Source organism: Pseudomonas sp. V88_4 (assembly GCF_029967985.1).
Taxonomy (GTDB): domain Bacteria; phylum Pseudomonadota; class Gammaproteobacteria; order Pseudomonadales; family Pseudomonadaceae; genus Aquipseudomonas; species Aquipseudomonas glycinae.
Genome location: NZ_JASCAF010000002.1, coordinates 485,896 through 501,698, shown reverse-complemented (window position 1 = coordinate 501,698; position 15,803 = coordinate 485,896). Strand labels below are relative to the sequence as shown.

The window sequence follows — 15,803 nt, the reverse complement described above, 5'->3', positions numbered from 1 at the left end:
TGAGTGTTGTGAAGGCCAAAGGGGCCTCAGGTTCGAACGGCAGAAATGAAGCTTTGGGTGCGCGGGTTTTGCGGACTTATTAGTATTTCTTCGGGGCTTCCAGCCTCCACGATCTGCCCGCCGTCCATGAACACCATGCGGTTGGAAACCTCCCGGGCGAAGCCCAGTTCATGGGTGACGACGATCATGGTCATGCCGGTCTGCGCCAGATCGCGCATCACCGACAGCACCTCACCGACCAGTTCCGGGTCGAGTGCCGAAGTGGGTTCATCGAACAGCATCAGCTTGGGTCGCATGGCCAGGGCGCGGGCAATCGCCACCCGCTGCTGCTGACCGCCCGAGAGTTCAATCGGGTAGCTGTTGCGTTTGTCGGCCAGGCCGACCCGGGCCAGCAGTTCCAGGGCTTCTTCGTGCGCCTCCTTGGGCGAACGCTTGAGCACCTGGCACGGGCCTTCGATGATGTTTTGCAGCACGGTCATGTGCGGGAACAGGTTGAAGCGCTGGAACACCATGCCGGTGGCCAGGCGCTGGCGGGCGATCTGCGACTCGTTGAGTTCGTGCAGTTTGTGCCCGACGACGCGGTAGCCGACCAGTTCGCCGTCGACCCAGAGGCCGCCCTTGTCGATCTTTTCCAGTTGGTTGACGCAGCGCAGCAGGGTGCTCTTGCCCGAGCCGGACGGGCCGATGATGCACAGCACTTCGCCTTGCTCGACTTCGATGTTGATGTCCTTGAGCGCGTGGTACTGGTCGTAATATTTGTTCAGGCTCACGGCCTTGACGATGTTTCTCATGACGGATTCCTCAAGAACGCTTGCCGGCGCCGCGAGCGAAACGACGCTCCAGACGGCTTTGACCAAAGGACAGGACGGTGACGGTGGCCAGGTACCAGATACCGGCGACGATCAGCAGCTCCATGACCCGGGCGTTGGCGTAGTAAATGTTCTGGGCGTTGTAGAGCAGTTCCGAGTACTGGATGACGCTCGCCAGCGAGGTCATTTTCACCATGCCGATGAATTCGTTGCCGACCGGCGGAATGATGATGCGCATGGCCTGGGGCAGGATGATCCGGCGCAGCGCCTGCAGGCGCGGCATACCGATCGACTTGGCGGCTTCGTACTGGCCGGTGTCCACCGACAGCAGGCCGGCGCGCACCACTTCGGCGGTGTAGGCGCCCTGGTTGATGCTCAAGCCGAGCAGGGCAGCCACGAACGGGGTCATCAGGCTCACGGTATCGAGCTGGAACAGACCGGGAATGCCGATGGTGGGGAAGATCAGCGCCAGGTTGAACCACAACAGCAGTTGCAGAATCAGCGGCGTACCGCGAAACAGCCAGGTGTAGGTCACTGCCACGTAGCGCAGGATCGGGTTGGCCGACATGCGCATGATCGCGGTGATCACCCCGAATACGATGCCCAGCGCCATGGCCAGCACGGCCATGATGATCGTGTTGAACAGGCCCCACATGATCGCTTCGGAGGTGAGGAACTGGCCGATGTACGACCATTCGATCTTGCCTTCGGCGAAGGCCCGCACCAGACCGATGATCGCGATGACGATCACGGTGGCGAAGAAAATCCGCCCGTAATAACGCCGGGGCACGTGCTGGTACTGGGTAATGTCGAACTGGTTTTCCGCCAGTTTGCGCTCCGCCTGGAGTCGTTCTGCCTGAGTCTGGCTCATGGTGTTTCTCCGAACTGTACTTTCAAATCCAACACTGGCCCTTGTGGGAGCTGCGGTGCGACGACTCGACTTGCCAGCGATTGCGGTGGGTCATCCAGCATCAATGTCGACTGGCTGGACGCCATCGCTGGCAAGCCAGCTCCCACAGGGACAGCTGTCGTGTCTTAGAGGCGGAAGCCCTGGTAGTTTTCGGTCCACTGTTGCTGCGCGGCGAGGGCGGTTTTCAGGCGGCCGATCTGCTCGCGTACCTGCTGCGGTGCGGTGCCGCCCCAGCCGCTGCGGGCAGCGATGGCGGCTTCCAGGGTCAGGCTGTCACGCACGTCTGCCGTGAGGCGCGGGTCGATCTCGGCCAGCAATGCCGGTGAGGCTTCCCACAATTCGAGGTCGTGTTTCTCGCAGGCCTGGACCAGTGCCCCGGTGATTTCGTGGGCTTCCTTGAACGGCACGCCGCGCACCGCCAGCCAGTCGGCGACTTCGGTGGCGAGGGTGAAACCCAGTGGTGCCTGACGCCGCAGTTCCTCGACGTTGACGGTCATGGTCGCGACCATCCCGGCCATCGCTGGCAGTACCAGCAGCAGGGTGTCGACGCTGTCGAGCACGCCGTTCTTGTCTTCGCTGAGGTCGCGGTTGTACGACAGCGGCAGGGATTTGAGCGTCGAGAGCAGACCGGTCAGGTTGCCGATCAGACGCCCAGCCTTGCCCCGTGCCAGTTCGGCGATGTCCGGGTTTTTCTTCTGCGGCATGATCGAGCTGCCGGTGGCGTAGGCGTCGTCCAGATCGACCCAGCGGAACTGGCGCGACGACCACAGGCAGAACTCTTCGGCCAGACGCGAGATGTTGATCCCGAGCATGCTGGCGATGAACAGGAACTCGGCGACGTGATCGCGGCTGGCTACGGCGTCGATGGAGTTTTCGCAGACCCCGGCGTAGCCCATTTCCTTGGCCGACTGTTGCGGCTGGCGAGCGATCGCGGAACCTGCCATGGCCGCAGCACCGAGGGGCGACAGCGAAGTGCGGGCGTCCCAGTCCACCAGTCGCTGCACGTCACGCAACATCGATTGGGCGTGGGCCAGCAAGTGGTGGGCGAACACGATCGGTTGCGCCTGCTGCAAGTGGGTGAAACCCGGGCAGATGCTTTCGACGTGCTGCTCGGCCTGATCCACCAGCGCCGTTTGCAGGGCCAGCACTTCCACGGCCAGGGTGCGGACGTGATCACGCAGGAACAGGCGCAGGTCGTTGGCGGTCTGGTCGTTGCGTGAGCGACCGGCGCGCAGCTTGCCACCCAGTGCGCCGAGACGTTCGGTCAGCAGGCGTTCGATAAAGGTGTGAACGTCTTCGTCGTCCAGGGTCGGGGCGATGCGCCCGGCAGCGAAATCGGCACCGATGCCGTCCAGGGCTTCGATCATCGTGCGGGTTTCCTGCTCGTCGAGCAGGCCGGCACGTTGCAGTTCCCCGGCGTGGGCCTTGGAGCCGGCCAGATCGTACGGCGTCAGGCGGAAATAGCGCTCGGGGCAACGGGACAGGGCCGCCAGGGCTGCGGACGGGCCGCTTTTGAAACGGGCACCCCAGAGACGGTCGGTGGTTTGAGACATTTGTTGTTTTCCTCGTCGGTAACGCGAACTGAAATCGATGTGCCGGGCCTGTCGAACACGCTGAAAAGTGAGCAGACGGAATCAGGCCAAAGCAGTTTTCAAGAGGGCAGTTGCAAAGAGACAAGAGCTGATCGAAGTGTCAGCTTTTGATGTTTGGCGATCAGTGAGTTGGCACTGATGTTCGGAATTTTCTGACGGTTGCCAAGGCTGGTTTTCTGTGATCATTATTATTAGCCGGCGATGTTTTTGTTGTTGGACACAGATTGTTGAACATTGCGCCAGAGGTAAATCAGCATTATGGAAACCCCACTTTCCAATTCCGGAAACCCACCGGTCAAAACCGCTCACCGGGCACCGTTGGCCCTCAGCGGACTGGATTTCAAACTGCTCAAGGTGTTCAAGGCGGTGGTCGAGGCCGGCGGCTTCAGCGCGGCGCAAAACGAGCTGAACGTGGGCCTGGCCGCGATCAGCAAACAGATCTCCGACCTCGAAATCCGCATCGGCATGCGCCTGTGCACTCGGGGCCGTGAAGGGTTTCACCTGACCGAAGAAGGGCGCCTGGTGTATCAGGCGTCGATTGATCTGTTTGCCTCGGTCGACAACTTTCGTGACCGGCTTAGTTCCGCGCAGAACGAACTTATCGGGGATCTCGGAGTGGGGGTGATCGACAATACGATTAGCGACGATAATTCACCGTTAGTTGCTGCGCTTAGAAAGATAAATGAACATTCACCGAAAGTAAGGTTTCAACTTCAGGCGACCCAGCTGGATGAGGTTGAAAGAGGCGTGGTTGAAGGTCGCTTGGTTGCCGGTATCGTCCCGGTTTATCAAAAGCGCGAAGAGTTCGATTATTACCCGTTATATGAAGAACGTTCGGAAGTTTACTGCGCTGTCGGCCATCCGTTGTTCGACATGCCCGAGTCACAGATGAGTAGCAACGTGCTGCAAGATTACGAGTGCATCAACCACCGCTACGCGATCCATCGCGACAAACTGAATTTTGCCCGTTACGACAGTTTTTCCGCCTCGGCGACCCAGGTCGAAGCCGTGGCGCTGCTGATCAAGACCGGGCGCTTCGTAGGCTTCCTGCCCCGGCATTACGCCGCCACGCTGGTGGCGGCGGGGCAGTTTCGTGCGGTGTTGCCGGAGCGAATCAACATCGCCACGCCGTTCAATCTGATCCTGCGTCACAACACCGTGCGCAGTCCGTTGGTGAAGGCGTTCGCTCAGGCGTTGGGCGTTGATCTGAAGGCACCGCAATAAATCAGCGCAGCCTCAGCCGCATTGCGCAACGGCGTTCACCGGGTAATCCGTGGGCAATTTCACTGTTCAGGAACTCGACCACATAGGCAGCGGTTTCGTGAGCGCTCAACAGGGTAAAACCCATTCGTTGATAAAACGGCGCATTCCACGGCAGGTCGCGAAAAGTGGTCAGTGTGATCGCCTCAAGTTGCCGCTGTCGCGCGTGTTCAATCACGCCCAACAGTAACTTGCGACCGATGCCCCGGCCCTGAAAGTGTTGGCTGACGGACAGTTCCTCAACGTGCAACTGGTCGTCGATTTCAACGGCTCTTAAGAAACCTGCAAGTTGTCCGTCGGAGTTTTCTGCAACCCATACATTTGCGTGCTCGATGGCCTGCAAATGCAGCGCTGCATCCGCTACGTCGGCATCGGCGAGCCAGGCCAGTGTCGGGTCGAGGCGGAACAGCTCGGCGGCCGAGCGTTCGATGGCGGGGAGGGTGGCCGCGTCGGCGGGCCGGGCGAGGCGAATAGTGAAGGTCATGCTGTAGCGGCCGAAGGCTGTGATCTTGCGCAAGATCGCAGCCTTCGCCGGGCACTACAAGGGTTTCAGATACAACAGCACGTAATCGTTCTTGTCGAAACGCCCGGTCAAGACCGGTTGCAGGCTGGCCAGCGGCGTACCTTGCAGCGATTGCAGGTCCTTGCTGTCCATGATCAGCCAGGCCGGGGCCTTGAGGGCTTCGAGTTGTTGAACGGTTTCGGTGAACTGCGGTTGCAGGTCCTGCTCGACGTTGACCATGAACTTGATCGCCTTGGCGTCCTTGCCCATGCCATGCAGCACAAGCGGCGCCGGGTTCTGTTGAACCTGAGCGAACGCTGCACGACTGAAAGAACGGGTGTCGTAGAGATCCCGTTCTACCGGTTCGAACACCGCCGCATAGAACGTCCACAACGCCAGCACCGCGCTCAGAGCCAGCACTTCGGCACGCCAGCGCGGCTTCCACAGTCGGGACAACGCCAGCAATTGCAGCACGCCCAGCACGATCAGCACCGGCATGACACCGGTCAACAGCTCCGGGAACTTGCGTCGCGCAACCAGCAGGGCAACGATCAGCAACAGTGGTGTCAGCAGCCACAAGGCCTGAATGATCCCGCGCAGCCACGCAAACACTCGACCGTGAGCCACCTGGAACGGATACGCGGCGATGATGGCTGCCATCGGCAACATCGGCAGCAGGTAACGCGCCTTCTTCGCCTGTGGAATCGACAGACCGAGCATCACGATCAACCCCGCAGCGGCGCAATACTGCACCAGTCGCAAAGCCTGGCCGCGTTGCCGGGGCTTGCTCAGCCATGCCGCCGCCAGCGCGAGCAAGGCCAGCGGATACGCCAGCGCGTAGTTGCCCAGTGAGCTGGTGAAGTAATACAGCGAACCGCTGACGCCTTCGCTGCCGTCCATGCGCCCCATGAACTGCATGCGGATCACGTCTTGCAGGAAAGCCTCGCCGCCGCTGAGCTTGGCTAGCCACAACAACAGGCCGACACACACCGCGAGCAGGATCGACGCCAGCACACCGAACACGAACAACCGTGTCCACTGACGGTTGAGCAGGTAATAGCTGCAGAGCATGCCGGTTGGCACCACAAGCCCGATTGGCCCGCGGATGCCGAAGCCCAGCAGCAACAGGACGAAGATCAGCGGCCAGCGCCGGCCGGAGCCGAAATGGTCGTGTGCGTAGCCCAGGTAGAACACCGACAGCGCCACGGCAGCCAGCATCAGGTCTTGCGACACCGCCCGGACTTCCGTGATGAAGGTGCTGGTGAGCATCAGCAGCGCAATGCTGGTCAATGCCCAGCGTTGCGAATGCACAGCCAGCAAGCGGTACATCAACGTCACGATCACCCCGCCGGCGATAGCGCTGGGCAGCCACGCCGTGAGCGTATTGATCGCACCGAAGGGCAGGGACAACAGCCAGATGAACAGTGTCGATACGGCCGAATAATCGGCGTACGGCTGGCCATAAGTGGTGGGGAATACCGTCGGCCCGTGTCTCAGCATCTCCTGGGCAAACAGTACAAAACGTGAGTCGAAGCCAATGGGTGCCTGTCCGTAAACCCCGGCGATAAACAACAACAGTGCCAGCAGCCCTGCGATCAGGGACTGCCGGCGGATGACAGGCGACAACGAGATCAAGCGACGTCCGCGGTGTTAGGCCATTGTTGCAGCGGGATCGGCAGCTTGCGCGAATCCCCACGGCCGATCGGGAAGTACTTGAAGCCATTGCGTGCCAGGCGATCGGCGTCGTACAGGTTACGGCCGTCGAAAATCACCGGGGCCTTGAGGCGTTGCTGGATCAGGTCGAAATCCGGCGCCTTGAACTGCTGCCATTCGGTGCAGATGATCAGCGCGTCGGAACCGGACAGTACCGATTCCGGGGTACCCATTAGCATCAGTTTTTCTTCATTCGGGTACAGATGCTGGGTTTCCTGCATTGCTTCCGGGTCGAAGGCGCGAACGCTGGCGCCGGCGGCAAACAGCGAGTCGAGCAGGACGCGGCTGGGCGCGTCGCGCATGTCATCGGTGTTCGGCTTGAACGCCAGGCCCCACAGGGCGAAGGTCTTGCCGCGCAGATCACCTTTGTAAAACGCATTGATGCGGTCGAACAGCTTGTGCTTCTGACGCTCGTTGATCGCTTCGACCGCTTGCAGCAGGTCGCTGGAGCAATGGGCCTGTTCGGCACTGTGGATCAGCGCGCGCATGTCTTTGGGAAAGCACGAGCCGCCGTAACCGCAACCCGGATAGATGAAGTGATAACCGATGCGCGTGTCGGCGCCGATGCCCTGACGGACCGACTCAATGTCGGCGCCCAGGTGCTCGGCCAGTTCGGCGATCTGGTTGATGAAGCTGATCTTGGTCGCCAGCATGCAGTTGGCGGCGTACTTGGTCAGCTCGGCGCTGCGCAGGTCCATGAACATGATGCGGTCATGGTTGCGGTTGAACGGCGAGTACAGGTCGCGCATCACGTCGCGCACTTCATCGCTTTCGCAGCCGATGACGATGCGGTCCGGACGGCGGCAGTCGGAGACTGCCGAACCTTCCTTGAGGAATTCCGGGTTGGAGACGATATCGAACTGCAAGGCACGCCCCGCCTTGTCCAGTGCGGCCTGGATGTGCGCACGCAAGGTGTCGCCGGTGCCGACCGGTACGGTGGACTTTTCCACCAGGATCAGCGGCTGTTCACGATGACGGGCAACGGCATCGCCCACCGACAGCACGTATTTCAAATCGGCCGAGCCATCCTCGCTGGACGGTGTGCCCACGGCAATGAACGCTACGCGACCGTGCTGTACGGCAAACTTTTCATCGGAAGTGAAGTGCAGGCGGCCGGAATCCAGGCCTTCACGCACCAGGCTCGACAGGCCCGGTTCAAAGATGCTGACGTGACCCTGGCTGAGCAGTTCGACCTTTTTCTGATCGATATCCATGCACACGACATCATGGCCGACCTCGGCCAGAACCGCGGCTTGCACCAGGCCGACGTAACCGCTTCCAAATACTGTGATTTTCATGGAGCACTCCTCAAATCGGGCGCTTGTGCCGGACGAGTGTTGATAGTGATGACGCCGAGCATGACCAGTGCCACACCCAGTGATTTGGAGAAACTGAAGGATTCGTTGAACAGCGGCAGACTGGCCGCCAGCAAGTACACCAGCGCATAGCTGATGCTCAGCAGTGAATACGCCCGGCCCAGCGGCAGGTCGCGCAGGGCGGCGAGCCAGCAGAGCATCGACAGCGCATAAGCGAGAATGGCTGTGAACACCACCGCCAGCGCCGTCAGATCGACGTTGCCGGTGGTCAGCGCGGACAACCATTGTTCCGGCTGCGGCAGGCGCGTCATGCTCCAGCGCATGCCCAGTTGGGCGCCGCTGACCAGAAACACGCTGCCAAGGGCGAAGCCGATTCCGCGTCCCTGGCTCATGACTGTTGCCCCAGCAGTGCCACGCCGCCAATCACCAGCGCCACACCGATCCAGTGCTGGCGATCGATCGGTTCGCGAAACACGAAACGCGCGATCAGCGTGATCAGCACAAAGTTGAGGCTGAGCATCGGGTACGCGATGCCCACTTCAAGGCGTTGCAGCACCAGCAACCAGACCAGCAGGCCCGAGCCCAGTGCGAACAGGGCCAGCCACAGCCACGGCGAGCGCAGTTTGTCGGCCCAGGACGAGTCGACCCCGCGCCAGCTTTCCACTGCATACTTTTGCGCGACCTGGCCCAGGCACGTCAGCAGACACGCCGTCAGCAACAGCAACCAACTCATGACGGATCCTTGGGCAGGACGATGATCACCAGGTTGCCTTGCTCGTAACGGGTACCGTCCTTGGGCAGCAGGTCGACTTCACGCAGTTCGTCGTCGCCCTTGACTCGCATGACCACGCCGACCGAGCCGGTGCGGCGGGCATCGCGTACCCACTGCTGGACTTCGTCGGTGGTGATCCGCTGTTCAGCGCCTTCTGGATAGCTCAGGCCGTACTTCAGCTCGCCCACGGTGTTGTACAACGCCACTTTGGGTTGCTTCAGGCGCCAGGCCAGTGCCGAAGCGGCACCGAGATCGTTGCTCAGCAGATGAGCCGTGCCGGACAGTTCGTCGAGGTGATGCAGGATGAACTGGTCCGGAGTCTTGTTGGCTACCACCGACTTTGGCAGCGCGGCCGGCAGGACGCCTATCAGCAACAGACTGCCGAGCGCCGGAGCGGCCCAGCACTGCAGCGGTAGAAACGCTTGCGCCAGGTTGGCGATGATCCAGCCGATCAGGGCAATGAACACCAGCACCATGCTGTGCAGCTCATGGTCGTACACCGGTTTTTTCAGTTGCAGGTAAACCAGTGCGATCAGCGTGACGACACCCAGAACCAGGTTAAGCAAGCCATTAATGCTCAGTGCCCGGCCCTGTTCCAGACGCAAACGGTCGGCCAGGGCATGACCCAGCAACAGTGCCAGCGGCAGCAGGCACGGAAGGATGTAGGTCGGCAGTTTGCCGTTGGCGGTGCTGAAAAACGCCAGAGGCATCACCAGCCACAGCAGCAGGAACGCAATGCCCGGTTGGGCGCGGGTCTGCCAGGCCTGCTTGAAGGCTGGCGGCAGCATGCCTGCCCACGGCAGGCTGAACGCGACCAGCAGCGGAAGGTAGAACCACCACGGTGCGTCGTGCTGGGCATCGTCACCGGCAAAGCGGCGAATGTGTTCGTGCCAGAAGAAGAACCGCCAGTAGTCCGGTTCCTGAGCGTGAACCGCGAGGACCCACGGCAGGCTGACGACGATCGCCACGGCAACCGCCACCGGACCGTAGATCAGCAGTTCACGCCAGCGCTTCTGCCAGAGCATCCAGGGCAGGGCGATCAACACCGGCAGCAGCCAGGCGAGAAAACCCTTGGTCATGAACCCCATGCCGCAGGCCAGCCCCAGGACCGCCCAACTGATCACACGTTGCCAGGTACTGCGGCTGTCAACGGCAAACCACAGGGCGACGAGGCTCAGGTTGACCCAGAAGGTGAACTGCGGATCGAGGTTGGCATAACCCGCCTGACCGGCAACCACCGTGAAGCTCATGTAGAGCAAGGCGCAGATGAAGCTCTTGCTCGGTTCGTTCCACAGGCGACGGGCGACCAGGAAGCACAACAGCACGCTCAAACCGGTGCTGAGGGCCGAGGCAAAACGCACGCCGAACAGGTTCTGCCCGAACAGTTCCTGGCCCAGCGCGATCATCCAGTAACCGGCAATCGGCTTCTCGAAATAGCGCAGGCCCATGAAATGCGGGGACACCCAGTTGCCGCTCAGCAGCATGTCCTGGCTGATCTGTGCGTAACGGGTTTCATCGGGAATCCACAAGCCATGCGTGCCGAGCGGCAGCAGGTAAGCCAGCAGGATAAGTCCAATCAGCAGCGGCAAAGCCCAGCGTTTGCTCATGCGCCTTGCACTCCCAGCCAGCCTTCACGGCCCTCGAGGGCGCCACGTTGCACACGGCCGACAGGCAATGTGTTGAGAAACTCGGGCAACAGATCGCCCAAAGGCTTGAACTCGATATGTCGCTGGCGTGCATCGGCCAGCAATCGACGAAACTCTTCGGCCATCAGAATCCCTTCTACTTCGGCATGAATGGTGTAGTTGTTGAGGTTGTCCGGACGGAACCGGTCAAGGATGAAGGCGTTGAAGTCCTTGGCCGCGACGGTCGGGCCGACCACCTCGTCGAAGGTCGGCATGTCCACCGGAATCTGCGGCGCACCCACCGAACCGTCGGCCAGCAGCGGCCGAAACAGTTGTTGCCCGCGGCAATCGCTGTTGTAGCGAAAGCCGAAGGTTTCCTTGGCTTCGATCACGCGTTCGTCCGCACGCCAACCCGCGGCGGCCGAGCACTGGATCTTCTCGCCGATGATGTCGCTCAGGGTGTCGACGCCGCGACGGATCTGTTCGATCAGTTGCGCGTCGCTCCAGGTGCCGGCATTGGCCTGCCAGCCATGGTGATCCCAGGCGTGCAGGCCGACTTCATGACCGGCGTCCCGGGCCTGACGCATCAGGTGCCCGAGATCGCGACCGATCGGCTTGCCCGGCCAGGCAGTGCCGGCCAGCAGAATGTCCCAGCCATACAGGCCGGCGGCATTGGAGCGGAGCATTTTCCAGAGGAATTGCGGACGGATCAGGCGCCACAAATGTCGGCCCATGTTGTCCGGGCCGACACTGAAGAAAAACGTTGCCTTGACCTGCGCTTCGTCGAGGATTTCCAGCAACCGAGGCACCCCTTCACGGGTGCCTCGGTAGGTGTCGACATCGATACGAAGACCTGCCTGCATCAACGCTTGTCCGCGATTTCGAGCATGGCTTCACGCAGGAAGAAGTCCAGGGTGTTGCCGATGGTCTCGCGCATTTCCACGGTCGGCTCCCAGTTCAACAGGCGTTTGGCGTTGGCGATGCTTGGCTTGCGGTGTTCCACGTCCTGGTAACCGGCGCCGTAGAACGCCTTGCTTTCCACGTCGCGGAAACCGGCGAACGGCGGGAAGTTGGAACGCAGCGGGTGAGCCTCGAACTGACGCAGCAACTCTTCGCCCAACTGGCGGATGCTGGCCTCGTTTTCCGGGTTGCCGATGTTGATGATCTGGCCGTTGCAGACGTCGTTGTCGTTATCGATGATCCGCGCCAGCGCCTCGACGCCGTCGGCGATGTCGGTGAAGCAGCGTTTCTGCTCGCCGCCGTCGAACAGGCGGATCGGGGTGCCTTCCACCAGGTTGAGGATCAACTGGGTGATGGCGCGGGAGCTGCCGATGCGCGCCGAGTCGAGGCGATCCAGGCGTGGGCCCATCCAGTTGAACGGACGGAACAGGGTGAAGTTCAGGCCCTTGGCGCCGTAGGCCCAGATCACCCGGTCCAGCAGTTGCTTGGACACCGAGTAGATCCAGCGCTGCTTGTTGATCGGGCCGACGATCAGGTTGGAGCGGTCTTCGTCGAAGTGCTTGTCCTGGCACATGCCATAGACTTCCGAAGTCGACGGGAAGATCACTCGCTTGTTGTATTTGACGCAGTAGCGCACCAGTTTCAGGTTTTCTTCAAAGTCGAGTTCGAACACCCGCAGCGGGTTGCGCGTGTATTCGATCGGCGTGGCGATGGCCACCAGCGGCAGCACCACGTCGCATTTCTTGATGTGGTACTCGATCCACTCCGAGTGAATGCTGATGTCGCCTTCGACGAAGTGAAAACGCGGGTGGCTGCGCAGGCGGTCGATGGCGTCGGAACCGATGTCCAGGCCATAGACTTCGTAGCGCTCGTCACGCAGCAGGCGCTCGGACAAATGGTTGCCGATGAAACCGTTGACGCCGAGGATCAGTACCCGTGTACGGCGCGGGCCACGGCCGGACTCGGCACCGCGCAGCAGCGAACCGTCCACCAGACCGAGTTCATTGGCCAGTTGCGGGCCGCTGAGGTACAGGCCGTTGTCGTTGCGCTGACCGGCGTTGATCACCAGCGAATCTTCACCGCAGGCGATGCGCAGCGGATCGACACTGATGACGCGGCCCGGCGCCTGACCTTCATTGCCCTTGACGACTTCGGCGCTCCAGACGATCAGCTTGTGCTCGCCCACGGCGCAGAAGGCGCCCGGGTACGGACGGGTCACGGCGCGAACCAGGTTGAACAACTGCTCGGCCGGTCTGGCCCAGACCAGCTTGCCGTCAGCCGGCGTACGACGGCCGAATACGGTGGCCTTCGATTCGTCTTGCGGGGTTTCGGTGATCTTGCCTTGCAGCATGTTCGGCAGGGTGTCACGCAGCAGGTCGCTGGCGGCAGTGCGCAGTTTGGCGTGCAGGGTCAGACCGGTATCGCTGCGCTCGATGGCAACGCGTTGCTGGGCAACGATGGCGCCGGCATCGGCGCGCTTGACCATGCGGTGCAGGGTGACGCCGGTTTCGGTTTCGCCGTTGACCAGCACCCAGTTGGCCGGTGCGCGGCCACGGTAGCGTGGCAACAGCGAGCCGTGCAGGTTGAACGCGCCTTTTTTGGCCAGGGCCAGCAGTTGCTCGCTCAGCAGGTTGCGGTAGTAGAACGAGAAAATGTAATCAGGGTCGAGCTTGGCGATGCGCTCGATCCACAGCGGGTGGTTGGCGTCTTCCGGCGCGTGAACCGGGATGCCTTTGCTGGCGCACAGCTGTGCAACTGAGGCGTAGAAGGTGTTTTCTTTCGGATCATCGGCGTGAGTGAACACTGCTGCAATGTCATAGCCGCTGTTGAGCAGGGCTTCAATGCCGGCGCAGCCAATATCGTGGTAAGCGAAGACAACAGTTTTTGCACTCATGAGAGAACCTGATCGGAAGTGGAATTGGAAGTAAGGCCGTCAACGGTGACCGCAGGCGCCGGGGAGGCCGGCTGGCTGCGCAACACCTTTTCAATGAAGAAGCGCGGGCGGGCGCGCACGTCGCTGTACATGCGCCCCAGGTATTCACCCAGCAGACCCATGCCGATGAACTGGCCACCGGTAAACACGAACAGCACCGCAAACAGTACGAAGGTGCCGTCACCGGCCCAGACCGCGCCGAATACCAGGCGCAGGACGATCAGCGCAACGGCGAACAGTGCGCCCAGACCCGCCATGGCGAAGCCGACGATGCTCAGCAGACGCAGCGGCGTGGTGGTCATGCAGGTGACCAGATCGAACATCAGGTTGATCAGGCGCATCGGGCTGTATTTCGAATCACCGTGTTCACGCTCGGCGTGGGCCACGACAATTTCGGTGGTGTGGCGGGCGAAGCTGTTGGCCAGGATCGGAATGAACGTGCTGCGTTCGCGGCAGGCGAGCATCGCGTCGATGATGGTGCGGCGGTAGGCGCGCAGCATGCAGCCGTAGTCGCTCATGGCCACACCCGTGGAGCGTTGCACGGCGAGGTTGATCAGCTTTGACGGGTAGCGGCGCAGGGCCGAATCCTGACGGTTGCCGCGCACGGTACCGACGACGTCGTAACCCTTTTCAGCTTCGGCCACCAGACGCGGAATTTCTTCCGGCGGGTTCTGCAGGTCAGCGTCGAGGGTAATGACCACGTCGCCCTTGCACTGCTCGAAACCGGCCATGATCGCAGCGTGCTGACCATAGTTGCGGTTGAGGATGACCGCCACGAACGGGCTGTTTTCGCGACCGGCGGCTTCTTCCAGCATGCTGGCCGACTCGTCGCGGCTGCCGTCGTCGACCAGCACGATTTCGTAGTCATGTCTGAGTTGGGCGCAGGCCGCCTCTGTGCGCCGAAGCAGCTCAGGCAGACTGTCCTGTTCGTTGTAGACCGGGATGACGATCGACACGCATTTAATCGGGTAAGGTCTCACGAGCGTTTGTCCATAAGAGTGGCGATGGCGCCGACAACACGATCCAGATCCTGGTCGGTCATGTCGGGGAAAAGCGGAATGGAGCACAGCCGCGCCGAGTTCCATTCGGTGTCGGGCAGGTACAGGTCAGGGTCACGCTGGCGATACCAGGTGTGCAGGTGGGTGGCGATGAAATGGATACCGGTGCCGATGCCTTGCTCCTGCAGGCCCTTCATGAAGGCTTCGCGATCCATCCCGCAGCGCTCGCTGTCGATGCGCAGGATGAACAGGTGCCAGGCGTGCTGTTGGGCGTACTGCGGCACGGCCAGCGGTTGCACGGGCAGACCTTCGAGTTTTTGCAGGTATTGACTGGCAAGTTCGGTGCGGCGGGCGTTGATGGCGTCCAGACGCTCCAGTTGCACCAGGGCAATGGCGGCGTTGATGTCCGCCAGGTTGTACTTGAAGCCCGGCTCCATGACCTGAGCCTGCGGCTTGCGGCCACCGGTCAGGCGGTCGTAGGCATCGACGCCCAAACCGTGGAACTTGAGCATGCGCACACGGTTGGCCAGGGCTTCGTCGTCGGTGACGAACATCGCGCCTTCGGCGCAGGTCATGTTCTTGATCGCGTGGAACGAGAAGATCGCGGTGCCGTGGGAGCCGACGTGGCGGCCCTTGTAGCGGGTCCCGGCGGCATGGGCGGCGTCTTCGATCACGGCGATGCCGTGCTTGTCCGCCAGTGCATAGAGCGGATCCAGATCGAAGGCGGCACCGGCGTAGTGCACCGGAATGATGGCCTTGGTGCGTGGCGTGATGGCGGCTTCGATGCGCGCGGCGTCGGTCATCAGGGTGTCGCGGTCGACATCGACGAACACCGGCGTGGCGCCCAGCAGGGAAATCATGTTGGCGGTGGAGACCCAGGTCTGCGACGGCGTGATGACTTCATCGCCGGGGCCGATACCCAGGGCCAGCAGGGTGATGTGCATGCCGCCGGTGGCAGACGACAGTGCAACGGCGTACTTGCATCCCACGTACTGCGCGAACTGTTCTTCAAGTGCCTGGTTTTTCGGCCCGGTGGTGATCCAGCCCGAGCGTAGAACCTGCTCGACAGCCGCAATTTCTTCATCGCCGATACTCGGGCGAGAGAAGGGGAGAAACGCCTGACTCATGGACACCTCATTTCGAAAAAAAATGGACAGATCCATCTGTTCATCGGATCCAATCCCAGCGTAGACGCAAAAAACAGGTTTTGCATCAATGAGTTGCTTGGTAAGCATGACGTCGGGGGTTGGTTGACTTTTCAGGCGATGCCCGGCAGGTTGGGCGTTTCCGACTGAGGACCTATCTAGCTAAGGTTATTCCCGTTTTTGTGAAAGGAACATGAAAAACCGGTCGGCGAATCGTTTATCTGAAACCCATACAGCCACTGTTCAGACTTCTACCGTTTATCGCGGT

General features: G+C 61.3%; 13 protein-coding genes and 1 pseudogene. 1 reads left to right on the top strand and 13 read right to left on the bottom strand.

Translation table 11 applies throughout. The annotated features are described in order from the left end of the window. Window positions 1–26: 26 nt before the first annotated feature. From QLG12_RS04825 to argH, 3 genes are all read right to left on the bottom strand, one after another. Complete coding sequence (locus QLG12_RS04825) at window positions 27–791, bottom strand: amino acid ABC transporter ATP-binding protein (RefSeq protein ID WP_039768627.1); 765 nt, start codon at window positions 789–791, stop codon at window positions 27–29. 10 nt (window positions 792–801) lie between these two features. Beyond that, a complete protein-coding gene (locus QLG12_RS04820; protein ID WP_085687163.1) occupies window positions 802–1,680 on the bottom strand; it encodes an amino acid ABC transporter permease in 879 nt (292 codons plus the stop codon). 164 nt (window positions 1,681–1,844) lie between these two features. Beyond that, on the bottom strand, window positions 1,845–3,272 hold the full coding sequence (gene argH, locus QLG12_RS04815) for an argininosuccinate lyase (protein ID WP_085745592.1): 1,428 nt from the start codon (window positions 3,270–3,272) through the stop codon (window positions 1,845–1,847). 297 nt (window positions 3,273–3,569) lie between these two features. Here argH and QLG12_RS04810 point away from each other — a divergent pair, with 297 nt between their 5' ends. Further along, complete coding sequence (locus tag QLG12_RS04810) at window positions 3,570–4,535, top strand: LysR family transcriptional regulator (RefSeq protein WP_197867807.1); 966 nt, start codon at window positions 3,570–3,572, stop codon at window positions 4,533–4,535. Between the two features lies 1 nt (window position 4,536). On the opposite strand, the gene QLG12_RS04805 is transcribed toward QLG12_RS04810, so the two are convergent. From QLG12_RS04805 to arnB, 10 genes and pseudogenes are all read right to left on the bottom strand, one after another. Continuing rightward, complete coding sequence (locus QLG12_RS04805; protein ID WP_197868059.1) at window positions 4,537–5,055, bottom strand: GNAT family N-acetyltransferase; 519 nt, start codon at window positions 5,053–5,055, stop codon at window positions 4,537–4,539. 54 nt (window positions 5,056–5,109) lie between these two features. Continuing rightward, window positions 5,110–6,708 (bottom strand): glycosyltransferase family 39 protein, encoded by a 1,599-nt coding sequence (locus tag QLG12_RS04800; protein WP_282474028.1) that lies wholly within the window; start codon window positions 6,706–6,708, stop codon window positions 5,110–5,112. Window positions 6,709–6,723: 15 nt separating this feature from the next. Further along, window positions 6,724–8,084, bottom strand: a pseudogene (locus QLG12_RS04795) (UDP-glucose/GDP-mannose dehydrogenase family protein). Further along, a complete protein-coding gene (arnF, locus tag QLG12_RS04790) occupies window positions 8,081–8,494 on the bottom strand; it encodes a 4-amino-4-deoxy-L-arabinose-phosphoundecaprenol flippase subunit ArnF (RefSeq protein WP_197867804.1) in 414 nt (137 codons plus the stop codon). Before arnF ends, QLG12_RS04795 begins: the two are co-directional and overlap by 4 nt. Then, complete coding sequence (gene arnE / locus QLG12_RS04785) at window positions 8,491–8,835, bottom strand: 4-amino-4-deoxy-L-arabinose-phosphoundecaprenol flippase subunit ArnE (RefSeq protein WP_065257283.1); 345 nt, start codon at window positions 8,833–8,835, stop codon at window positions 8,491–8,493. Before arnE ends, arnF begins: the two co-directional genes overlap by 4 nt. Then, on the bottom strand, window positions 8,832–10,481 hold the full coding sequence (gene arnT / locus QLG12_RS04780) for a lipid IV(A) 4-amino-4-deoxy-L-arabinosyltransferase (RefSeq protein WP_236192844.1): 1,650 nt from the start codon (window positions 10,479–10,481) through the stop codon (window positions 8,832–8,834). Before arnT ends, arnE begins: the two co-directional genes overlap by 4 nt. Then, on the bottom strand, window positions 10,478–11,362 hold the full coding sequence (gene arnD, locus QLG12_RS04775) for a 4-deoxy-4-formamido-L-arabinose-phosphoundecaprenol deformylase (RefSeq protein ID WP_197867802.1): 885 nt from the start codon (window positions 11,360–11,362) through the stop codon (window positions 10,478–10,480). Before arnD ends, arnT begins: the two co-directional genes overlap by 4 nt. Then, window positions 11,362–13,353 carry a bifunctional UDP-4-amino-4-deoxy-L-arabinose formyltransferase/UDP-glucuronic acid oxidase ArnA gene (gene arnA / locus QLG12_RS04770; RefSeq protein ID WP_197867801.1) on the bottom strand — a complete coding sequence of 664 codons (1,992 nt, stop codon included), beginning with the start codon at window positions 13,351–13,353 and terminating at the stop codon, window positions 11,362–11,364. The genes arnD and arnA overlap by 1 nt, the downstream gene beginning before the upstream one ends. Further along, on the bottom strand, window positions 13,350–14,372 hold the full coding sequence (gene arnC / locus QLG12_RS04765) for an undecaprenyl-phosphate 4-deoxy-4-formamido-L-arabinose transferase (protein WP_282474027.1): 1,023 nt from the start codon (window positions 14,370–14,372) through the stop codon (window positions 13,350–13,352). The genes arnA and arnC overlap by 4 nt, the downstream gene beginning before the upstream one ends. Then, window positions 14,369–15,517: a UDP-4-amino-4-deoxy-L-arabinose aminotransferase gene (gene arnB, locus QLG12_RS04760; protein WP_197867800.1), complete on the bottom strand. Its 1,149-nt coding sequence runs from the start codon at window positions 15,515–15,517 to the stop codon at window positions 14,369–14,371. The genes arnC and arnB overlap by 4 nt, the downstream gene beginning before the upstream one ends. Between the last annotated feature and the right edge of the window lie 286 nt (window positions 15,518–15,803).

What these genes read in the sequence shown, in the direction of transcription:
- QLG12_RS04825 (WP_039768627.1), bottom strand. Translation starts at nt 791, where the DNA reads ATGAGAAACATCGTCAAGGCCGTGAGCCTGAACAAATATTACGACCAG.
- QLG12_RS04820 (WP_085687163.1), bottom strand. Translation starts at nt 1,680, where the DNA reads ATGAGCCAGACTCAGGCAGAACGACTCCAGGCGGAGCGCAAACTGGCG.
- argH (WP_085745592.1), bottom strand. Translation starts at nt 3,272, where the DNA reads ATGTCTCAAACCACCGACCGTCTCTGGGGTGCCCGTTTCAAAAGCGGC.
- QLG12_RS04810 (WP_197867807.1), top strand. Translation starts at nt 3,570, where the DNA reads ATGGAAACCCCACTTTCCAATTCCGGAAACCCACCGGTCAAAACCGCT.
- QLG12_RS04805 (WP_197868059.1), bottom strand. Translation starts at nt 5,055, where the DNA reads ATGACCTTCACTATTCGCCTCGCCCGGCCCGCCGACGCGGCCACCCTC.
- arnF (WP_197867804.1), bottom strand. Translation starts at nt 8,494, where the DNA reads ATGAGCCAGGGACGCGGAATCGGCTTCGCCCTTGGCAGCGTGTTTCTG.
- arnE (WP_065257283.1), bottom strand. Translation starts at nt 8,835, where the DNA reads ATGAGTTGGTTGCTGTTGCTGACGGCGTGTCTGCTGACGTGCCTGGGC.
- arnT (WP_236192844.1), bottom strand. Translation starts at nt 10,481, where the DNA reads ATGAGCAAACGCTGGGCTTTGCCGCTGCTGATTGGACTTATCCTGCTG.
- arnD (WP_197867802.1), bottom strand. Translation starts at nt 11,362, where the DNA reads ATGCAGGCAGGTCTTCGTATCGATGTCGACACCTACCGAGGCACCCGT.
- arnA (WP_197867801.1), bottom strand. Translation starts at nt 13,353, where the DNA reads ATGAGTGCAAAAACTGTTGTCTTCGCTTACCACGATATTGGCTGCGCC.
- arnB (WP_197867800.1), bottom strand. Translation starts at nt 15,517, where the DNA reads ATGAGTCAGGCGTTTCTCCCCTTCTCTCGCCCGAGTATCGGCGATGAA.